6 protein-coding genes are annotated in these 7,786 nt (G+C 57.5%); all 6 read right to left on the bottom strand.

The window, feature by feature from the left end; translation table 11 throughout:
- Positions 1-53: 53 nt before the first annotated feature.
- Positions 54-434 (bottom strand): SMU1112c/YaeR family gloxylase I-like metalloprotein, encoded by a 381-nt coding sequence (gloA2, locus tag BN348_RS03610; RefSeq protein WP_040196277.1) that lies wholly within the window; start codon positions 432-434, stop codon positions 54-56.
- Between the two features lie 30 nt (positions 435-464).
- Complete coding sequence (gene speB / locus BN348_RS03605; protein ID WP_040196276.1) at positions 465-1,334, bottom strand: agmatinase; 870 nt, start codon at positions 1,332-1,334, stop codon at positions 465-467.
- On the bottom strand, positions 1,327-2,175 hold the full coding sequence (gene speE, locus BN348_RS03600) for a polyamine aminopropyltransferase (RefSeq protein ID WP_040196275.1): 849 nt from the start codon (positions 2,173-2,175) through the stop codon (positions 1,327-1,329). The genes speB and speE overlap by 8 nt, the downstream gene beginning before the upstream one ends.
- A gap of 6 nt (positions 2,176-2,181) precedes the next feature.
- Positions 2,182-3,648: an aminotransferase class I/II-fold pyridoxal phosphate-dependent enzyme gene (locus tag BN348_RS03595; RefSeq protein WP_040196272.1), complete on the bottom strand. Its 1,467-nt coding sequence runs from the start codon at positions 3,646-3,648 to the stop codon at positions 2,182-2,184.
- On the bottom strand, positions 3,641-4,513 hold the full coding sequence (speD, locus tag BN348_RS03590) for an adenosylmethionine decarboxylase (RefSeq protein ID WP_040196271.1): 873 nt from the start codon (positions 4,511-4,513) through the stop codon (positions 3,641-3,643). Before speD ends, BN348_RS03595 begins: the two co-directional genes overlap by 8 nt.
- 643 nt (positions 4,514-5,156) lie before the next feature.
- Positions 5,157-7,760 (bottom strand): calcium-translocating P-type ATPase, PMCA-type, encoded by a 2,604-nt coding sequence (locus tag BN348_RS03585; protein ID WP_040196269.1) that lies wholly within the window; start codon positions 7,758-7,760, stop codon positions 5,157-5,159.
- Positions 7,761-7,786: the final 26 nt, after the last annotated feature.

Below are 7,786 nucleotides of genomic sequence, written 5' to 3'. Positions count from 1 at the left end.
TTTCATACTGGTCTATCCCATATTACCGCTAGACCTTTTATCTGTCGAAGAATCTATTCGTGCAGCTCCAATGGAAGTCCATCCGGGTCACGGAAGAAGGTCATCCGCTTCTGTGTGTATTCATCCCAGCGAATGGGTTCCGTCTCAATGCCCAGCGCGTTCAGCCACGCGACGGCTTCCTCGATATCCTCCACATGAAACGCCAGATGCCTCAATCCGCAGGCCTCCGGATTGGTGACACGTTTGGGCGGATTCTTTACGCCGAAGATTTCAAGCTCACAGTCTCCCAGACGGAGATCAAGCTTGTAATCCTCCCTCGACGGCCGATAATTCTCACGGATGATCTCAAATCCCAGCTTATCCACATAGAATTCCCGTGACTTCTCATAGTCCGATACGATGATGGCGACATGATGGATTCTGTCCAGCTTCATCCTGCATCCTCCCTTTGAAACAAGTGATCTTCATGATGCCTGCCGCTTCAAATTGTTGTCCGCCAGCAGCAGCAGTTCCCGCAGCACCTTGCAGGCGACCGCGGTGGAAACGCCGCTCTGGTCATAATGCGGGGACAGCTCGTTGATGTCGAAGCCCACGATGTTCAGCCCCTGAAGCTTTAAAATGGCATCCATGAGTTCGCGGAAGGTCACGCCGCCCGCTTCCGGCGTTCCGGTTCCCGGAAAGATGGATGGGTCCAGCACATCCAAATCCAGCGTGAAGTAGACCGGTTTTCCTTTGAGCTTCTCCACCGTTTCGGATAGGCCCTGGAAATCGAACAGCCTTGTGTGGACATGCTCCTTCCCCCAGATAAACTCGCTCCTGTCGCCCGACCGGATGCCGAACTGGTGGATGCGCCCGTCACCGAGAAGCTCCCAGACGCGGCGTAGCACACAGGCGTGCGACAGCCTCTCTCCCAGATAGTCGTCCCGCAGATCGGCGTGCGCGTCAAAGTGGACGATCCGCAGATCGGGATATCGTTTGACGGCGGCCCGTACGGCTCCCAATGTGACGAGATGCTCTCCGCCGATCATACAGGGCGTTTTGCCATCCGCATACACCTTGTCCGTGAACGCTTCGATGTCCGCAAGCGCGCGCTCTGTGTTGCCGAAGGGCAGTTCCAGCTCCCCCGCGTCAAAGACCGCGATGTCCTGCAAATCCCGGTCCTGATACGGGCTGTAGCTCTCCAGCCCGATCGAATCCATCCGCATGACTTCGCTTGCAAACCGTGTGCCGGGGCGGAACGAGGTCGTCCCGTCAAACGGCGCGCCGAACAGCACAATCCTCGCATCCGAATAACAGGCGTCACAGTTTAAAAAAGTTACGACATTTTTATTCATCTTCCAACAGTTCCTTTACGTAATTTGGAAGCGCAAACGCGCCCTTGTGAAGCTCGGTGTTGTAGTAGCGCGTCTCAAGCCCCAGCGCATTCCATCTTTCAGCATAGAGGTCCGTGACCGGATCGTATCTCTTCGACGCAAAGCCGAACAGCCAGTGCCCGGACGGATAGGTCGGCAGATGGAACTGATAGGCCCTGCAGATTGGGAAGAACGCCCTGATGCGCTGGTGCGCCCGCCGCATCGAGTTGGCATAGGCGGTGTAGTACGGCGTCTCCTGCTGGTTGACCAGGATGCCGTCCTCCTTGAGCGCTTTATAGCAGTTTCCATAGAATTCCTTGGTGAACAGTCCCTCGCCGGGGCCGAACGGGTCGGTCGAGTCGACGATGATCAGATCATAGGCGTCGACCTTGTCCCGCACAAAGCGAAGGCCGTCCTCGTAATAGATGTGTACGCGTTCGTCGTCCAGCCTGCAGGCGGTCTGCGGGATGAATTCCCTGCAGACCTCCACGACCATTTTGTCGATCTCCACCATATCGATTCTCTCAATCGAAGCATAGCGCGTCAGCTCGCGCACCGTTCCTCCGTCCCCCGCGCCGATGACCAGCACCTGCTTGATATCCGGATTCACCGCCATCGGGACATGGGTGATCATCTCATGGTAGATGAACTCATCCTTCTCGGTCACCATCATCAGCCCGTCCAGCGCCAGAAAACGGCCGAATTCCTTTGAATAGAACACATCGATGCGCTGGAACTCGCTCTTTTTGCAGCAGAGCTGCTGTTCTATATTGATCGAAAAGCGCACGTCGGGCGTGTGCTGTTCGGTATACCACAATTCCAAAATCGATTACTCCTTCCCGTCTACAACCTGCATGGTCTCCAGTGTCAGGTCCCGCGTACCGGTCAAAAAACATCCCTTTTCCTTGGCGTAGGCGATATAATCGAGGATTTCCCTCGTGATGCGCTCGCCCGGCGCCAGAATCGGGATGCCCGGCGGATAGCACATCACAAACTCGCCGCAGATTTCTCCTTCGGTCTCCATCATCGGCAGCGCGCGCTTTTCGCTGTAGAACGCCTTCTGCGGCGACAGCGACAGTATCGGCTTGATGTACTCGTGGTCAAACATGCCGGCGGGATCCTTCGCGTACAGCCGCTTGATCTCGCTGAGCGCGGCGATCAGCCGTTCGATCTCCAGCGCGCGGTCCCCGACCGAAATGATCGCCAGAATGTTGCCGATGTCGCCGAATTCAATCTGGATGTCGTAGTCGTCCCGCAGGATATCATAGACCTCGATGCCCGCCAGCCCGATCTCCCGCGTGTGCACCGACAGCTTGGTCGGGTCGAAGGCATAGAACGCGCCGGAGTCGATACATTCCCCGGCAAACGCATAGTAGCCGCCCAGCCTGTTGATCTCCTCGCGGGCATAGGCTGCGAAATCCACAACCTTCGCGAAGATCTCCCTTCCGTCCAGCGCAAGGTTCCTGCGCGAGATGTCCAGCGAGGACATCAGCAGATAGGAACCGCTGGTCGTCTGGGTCAGGTTGATGACCTGCCGCACATAGTCCGGATGCACGCTGTCCCTGCAAAGCAGAAAGGAGCTCTGGGTCAGGCTGCCGCCGGTCTTGTGCATGCTGACCGCCGCCATGTCCGCGCCCGCGGCCATGGCGCTCACCGGCATCCCTTCGCCAAAGTAAAAATGCGTGCCGTGCGCCTCGTCCACCAGCACCTTCATGCCGGCCTCGTGCGCCAGCCGCACAATCTCCTTTAAATCCGAACAGACGCCGTAATAGGTCGGGTTGTTGACCAGCACCGCCTTCGCGTTCGGATGTCTGCGGATTGCCCTGGCCACATCCTCCACCGCCATCCCGAGCGGGATGCCGAGCCGCTTGTTCACGCCGGGGTTGACGTAGACCGGCACGGCGCCGCCGACAATCAACGCGTTGATCGCGCTGCGGTGCACATTGCGCGGCAGGATGATCTCATCGCCGCGCTTTGTGCAGCTCATGACCATCGCCTGCACGGCGCTGGAGGTTCCGTTGACCATGAAAAACGCCTGGTCGGCCCCGAACGCACCGGCCGCCAGCTGTTCGGCCTCGCGGATCACCCCGACCGGATGGCAGAGGTTGTCCAGCGGCTTCATCGAATTGACGTCGATGCTCATCGCCTTTTCGCCGAGAACATTCGTCAGCCGCAGGTTGCCCCGCCCCTGCTTGTGGCCCGGCACGTCGAACGAGACGATGCGCGCCGAGCGATATTCTTTGAGCGCCCTGTAGATAGGGGCCGCATGCTGGGAAAGCGTCTGTTCCTTATTCAAGCGGCATCCCTCCGTCATTGTCGTAGACGTTCATGCCGCTGAAAATCTCAATCATTTCCTTGCGCAGATTGTCTGTGATGCGCAGCCGTTCCTTCGGCGGAAGCTCATAGGCGTCGGTGTTGAACAGATAGTTCTGCAGCTCGATCTCCTTGATCAGCATCTGTGTATGAAAGATGTTTGACTGGTAGACGTTTACATCGATCGCATCGTACTTTCTGAGAGTCTCATCCTGGATATAGTCCTGAATCGAGGTAATCCTGTGATCCAGGAAGCATTTGCGGCCGCTGACATCTCTGGTGAAGCCCCTGACCCGGTAGTCGATGGTCATGATGTCCGAATCGAAGCTGCCGATCAGGTAATCGAGCGCTTTCAGCGGGGAAACCCGTCCGCAGGTTGAGACATCGATGTCCACACGGAAGGTCGCAATCGCATTGTCCGGATGGTATTCCGGATAGGTATGTACCGTCACATGGCTCTTATCGAGATGCGCCACCACGGTTTCCCGGGTCTGCAGGACGGCGTTCTCCCCGATTCCCATATTGCAGGAAGAATCGATCTCGTACAGCGGCAGCGTCTTTTCTGAAATCAGCAGCGTGACGCTGGCCCCCTGCGGGTCGTAGTCCTGCTTGGAGATGTTCAGCACATGCGCGCCGATCATCTTGGTGACTTCACAGAGTATGTTGGTCAGCCTTTCCGAATTGTACTGTTCATCGATATAGGCGATGTAGTCTTTCTGCTCTCGCTCACTTTTTGCATAGCAAACATCATAGATATTGAAGCTAAGTGTTTTTGTGAGGTTGTTAAAGCCATATAATTTCAGCTTATTTTCCAACCCGATCTCACAACCTTTCGTGATGAATTTCATAACTTCCATCATATACGATTTTCATAAAAAAGTCTATAGATTCGAGCAATTCTTTCTGCCATTTTCATATCTGCCCGATTCTTTTTATAGGATTACCATGCTGAAGATATAGAAACAAGCCTTCTTTCTATATCTTCAGCCTATATCTTCAGCATAAACAAGAGGGAATCCCGTACACAGGATTCCCTCTTGTTTATTGTAAAACGCTGAAAAAGCAACTCTGTCAAAAAGCATCAGCGGAATGCCCTATTGAATAAAGCAGCTGCCCTGCATGCAGACGAAGAAGCGCACATTCCCAGATAATCAAAGGGAACTTACGAACCAGCCGAGGTATCGGGGTACCACAAAAACAACCTTAAACCGGGAAAGCGTCCGCTGCCAGCTATGCCCAACCACCCAGCCAAAAGCAAGACGCCGCCCGCAGGCGGCCGAAGCAGATAGAGGGATATCGGAGGGGGATTTTCAAGGGGGGCCATCTGGCCCTAAGTGGCACTGTGCATGGCCCCCCTTGAACGGCCTTTCTTGGTTACTTCTTTGGCCGGCAAAGAAGTAACTGCCACATAGCCAAGTGTCACTTGGCAATCAAAGGGAATCGCTGTGCCACAGCGTCACAACTGTCACTTTACAAGATATTTTGACAAAATTACCGGATCCATCGGAACGCCTTGGAGATCTCCAGCGCCACAATGGGCAGCAGCGCCATGCCGAACGCCGTCAGATAGAGCTGGAACGACAGCTCCATCATGCCGAAAACAGCCGCCACCGGCGGGATGAATACCACCGCCGCCACCAGAATCAGCGAGATGAGCACCGCGCCGTTCAGATACTTGTTGCTGAACCAGCCGGTCTTGAACAGCGACCGCTCCGAACGCATGTTAAAGGCGTGCAGGAGCTGTGAAAACGCCAGCACGGTAAACGCCATGGTCCTGCCGCCGCGGATGTCCCCGGCCGCCTTCCAGCCGAGATAAAACCCGATCAGTGTCAGAACGCCGAACATCACGCCCTGCAGGATGATCTGCACACCGAAGCCGTGCGCGAAGATGCCCTCGTCCTTCGGCTTCGGCGGCTTCTGCATCACGCTGTCCTGCAGCGGCTCCATGCCGAGCGCGATGGCGGGCAGGCTGTCGGTCACCAGATTGATCCACAGCAGCTGAATCGAGATCAGCGGCGACTGATGCCAGAACAGCATGGCGAAGAAGACCGCCAGCACCTCGCCGATGTTGGTGCCCAGCAGGAAGCCGACCGCCTTCTTGATGTTGTCGTAGATGCCGCGTCCCTCTTTGACCGCATCCACAATCGTCGCGAAGTTGTCGTCGGTCAGCGTCATATCGGCCGCGCCCTTCGCGACGTCGGTGCCGGTGATGCCCATCGCACAGCCGATGTCTGCCGCCTTGAGCGCCGGCGCATCGTTCACGCCGTCGCCGGTCATCGAGACGATGCGCCCCTTCTTCTGCCAGGCATGCACGATGCGGATCTTGTCTTCCGGCGAAACCCTTGCATAGACGGAGATCGTTTCGACCCGGTCAAGCAGCTCCCGTTCGCTCAGTTCCCCCAGCTGCGCGCCGGTCAGCGCGTCGTCCCCATCCAGCAGGATGCCCAGCTCCTTTGCGATGGCGGATGCCGTGATGACATGGTCGCCGGTGATCATGACCGGCTTGATGCCTGCCGACCGGCAGATTTCGACCGCTTCCTTCGCTTCGGGCCGCGGCGGGTCGATCATGCCGACAAGCCCCATAAAGACGAGTCCCTGCTCCAGCTCCTGGGGCTTCGGCGACGCGGGAACCTCCCCGATTTCTTTACAGGCCACGGCGAGAACCCGCAGAGCCTGGGCGCTCAGCGAATCGGCGGCTGTTCTGGCCGCATCGATGTCGCCGGAAACGCATCGGGAGGAAAGCACATCAAAGGCGCCCTTGACGATCACGATGTTCTTCCCGTCGATTTCATTGACCGTGCTCATCAGCTTGCGGTCCGAGTCGAACGGGATCTGCGCCCTTCTCGGATGCGCTTCGTTCAGCTGGTCCTTCTCCATGCCGTTCTTGTGCGCCGCCACAAGGATGGCCGTTTCGGTCGGATCGCCGATGTGCTTCTCCCCATCCGTCTCAAACCGCACCGACGCGTCGGAGCAAAGCGCCGCATACTGCAGGAGCTTTTTGACCGGCGCGCTGTTCCGCTCCCCGATCTCCTCGGTTTGTCCGTCTGTATAGGCCTTCACCAGCGTCATGCGGTTCTGGGTCAGCGTTCCGGTCTTGTCCGAACAGATGACCGACGCGCTGCCGAGCGTCTCGACCGCCGGCAGACGCCGGATGATCGCATTCTTCCTGACCATCCGCTGCACGCCCAGCGACAGCACGATGGTCACAATGGCCGGAAGCCCTTCCGGAATCGCCGACACCGCCAGCGACACCGCGGTCATAAAAATTTCCATGAGCGGCACGCCGCCAAACAGGCCGATGGCAAAGATAACCGCGCAGGCGCCCAGCGCGAGGAAGCCGAGGTTCCTGCCAAGCTTCGCGAGCTTCTCCTGCAGCGGCGTCTGCGTCGAGGTCTCCCCCTCCAAAAGTCCCGCAATCCGGCCCATCTCGGTGTCCATCCCGGTGGCTGTCACCACCGCTTTGGCCGTACCATAGGTGACGCTGCATCCCGTATAGAGCATGTTGAGCCTGTCCCCAATCGGTGCGTTCTCCTGAACGGATGCGCCGGCATCCTTCTCGGACGGGACCGATTCCCCGGTCAGTGCAGCTTCCTCGGATTTGAGACTTGCCGATTCCAGAATACGCGCATCGGCCGGCACATAATCCCCGGCCTCCAGCAGGATCAGATCGCCCGGCACCAGTGCGGCCGCGTCGAGCTTCTCCTCCTTGCCGGAACGGATAACCCGCGCATGCGGCGCGGACAGGTTCTGCAGCGCTTCGAGCGCCTTTTCGGCCTTGCTCTCCTGCAAAAGCCCCATCACGGCGTTCAGCAGAACGATCAGCACGATCAGCGCCGGTTCGAAGAATTCCCCCGGCGAACGCTCCACGATGGCGACCGTAAACGAAACGGCGGCCGCGGCCAGCAGTATCAGGATCATGGCATCCTTGAACTGGTCGAAAAAACGCTGCGGAAGGCTTTTCTTCTTTTTCTCCTTGAGTTTGTTCGGTCCATATTGTTCGAGCCGCTCCCTTACCTGCTGGTCCGACAGGCCGTTCTGTGCGTCGGCGGACAATTCGAGCAGCAGCTCCTCTTTTTTCAGTGCGTATGGCTGCAAAGCAAACCACCTCCACTGGTATTGTT

The organism is Candidatus Soleaferrea massiliensis AP7, assembly GCF_000820765.1.
GTDB classification, from domain to species: Bacteria; Bacillota; Clostridia; order Oscillospirales; family Ruminococcaceae; genus Soleaferrea; species Soleaferrea massiliensis.
The sequence above is the reverse complement of the archived record's forward strand: the minus strand, read 5'-3'. Positions and strand labels throughout refer to the sequence as shown.

Excerpts from the sequence above, each read along its gene's own strand:
- gloA2 (WP_040196277.1), bottom strand. The coding sequence starts at position 434 with ATGAAGCTGGACAGAATCCATCATGTCGCCATCATCGTATCGGACTAT.
- speB (WP_040196276.1), bottom strand. The coding sequence starts at position 1,334 with ATGAATAAAAATGTCGTAACTTTTTTAAACTGTGACGCCTGTTATTCG.
- speD (WP_040196271.1), bottom strand. The coding sequence starts at position 4,513 with ATGAAATTCATCACGAAAGGTTGTGAGATCGGGTTGGAAAATAAGCTG.